At 63.6% G+C, this 1,344-nt stretch carries 1 protein-coding gene; it reads left to right on the top strand.

Annotation, left to right across the window (positions count from 1 at the left end):
• Positions 1–1,118, top strand: a 1,118-nt coding sequence (locus tag PMN64_RS42830) for a di-heme-cytochrome C peroxidase (RefSeq protein WP_411785114.1), incomplete at its 5' end; no start/stop codon positions are given.
• Positions 1,119–1,344 lie beyond the last annotated feature (226 nt).

Here is a 1,344-nt window from a genome sequence, read left to right as displayed (position 1 = left end):
TCGCCGCCAACAGCGTCGAGGAAGGCTATGCGCGGCTCGACGCGCTGAACCGGATCGGCAACCAGGTGTTCTCGATCGACCTGAACAACCCGAACAACTACGCCTCGCATTCGGCGCCGGTGCATTTCCCGCGAATCTGGAACGCACCGTGGTTCAGCTGGGTGCAATATGACGGCTCGATCATGCAGCCGATGGTGCGCAACGCCGGCGAGGCGCTCGGCGTCAGCGCCGAGCTCAACCTGCTCGACGAGTCCAAGGGGCTTTACAAGTCGAGCGCGCGGATCGACGTGCTGCACGAGATGGAGCGGATGATCGCCGGCGAGCCGCCCAGCGAGGACAAGGGCTTTGGCGGACTGGCGTCGCCGAAATGGCCGGAGACCATCCTGCCGCCAATCAACATGGATCTCGCGAAGAAGGGCGGCGAGCTCTACAAGACGCATTGCCAGGGCTGCCACGGCCCGGCGATCGACAGCAAGGCGCTGCCGGCGAGCGAAGCCTTTGCGCTGTTCAAGGACAAGAAGCGCTGGATCAAGAACCAGGCCGGCCAGCCGCTGCTCGACGTCGAGATGATTCCGATCAGCCATATCGGCACCGACAGCGCGCAGGCCGAGGGCCTCGCGCACCGCACCGTCGAAACGCCGGCCAATCTGAACATCAAGGACGGCAGTTTCGGTCCGGCGCTCGGCGACCTCGTCGAGAAGACCGTCGACTATTGGTACGACCAGAACAAGACCCCGCCGGAAGATCGCAAGCGCATCAACGGCTACCGGCCGAACGAGATCCAGGCGCCGCTCGCCTACAAGGTCCGGCCGCTCAACGGCATCTGGGCGACTCCGCCCTATCTGCACAACGGCTCGGTCCCGACCATCTACGCACTGCTGTCGCCGGTGAAGGACCGTCCCGCAACCTTCTATCTCGGCAGCCGGGAGTATGATCCCAAGGATCTGGGCTATGTCTGGAAGGACAAGATCAAGAACGCCTTCGCGCTCGACACCACCAAGCGCGGCAACAGCAATTCCGGACACGAATTCTCCAACGAGAAGCGCACCGGCGTGATCGGGCCGGAGCTGAAGGAAGACGAGCGCCGCGCCCTGATCGAGTTCATCAAGACGCTGTAGGAACAGATCGCCTCATCGGTCGGTACTTCCACCTCTCCCGCTTGCGGGGGAGGTCGCATCGCATCGAAGATGCGATGCGGGTGGGGGCTCTCTCCACCATACGACTCGTGGAGAGAGCCCCCACCCTGTCTCTTATACACATCTCCGAGCCCACGAGACGTAGGATATCATCGCGTATGCCGTCTTCTGCTTGAAAAGGGGGGGGGGGGGGGGGGGGGGGGGGGGG

The sequence above is a fragment of the Bradyrhizobium sp. UFLA01-814 genome (assembly GCF_046718885.1).
Taxonomy (GTDB): Bacteria; Pseudomonadota; Alphaproteobacteria; order Rhizobiales; family Xanthobacteraceae; genus Bradyrhizobium; species Bradyrhizobium elkanii.
This window is presented reverse-complemented; position numbering and strand designations above follow the sequence as displayed.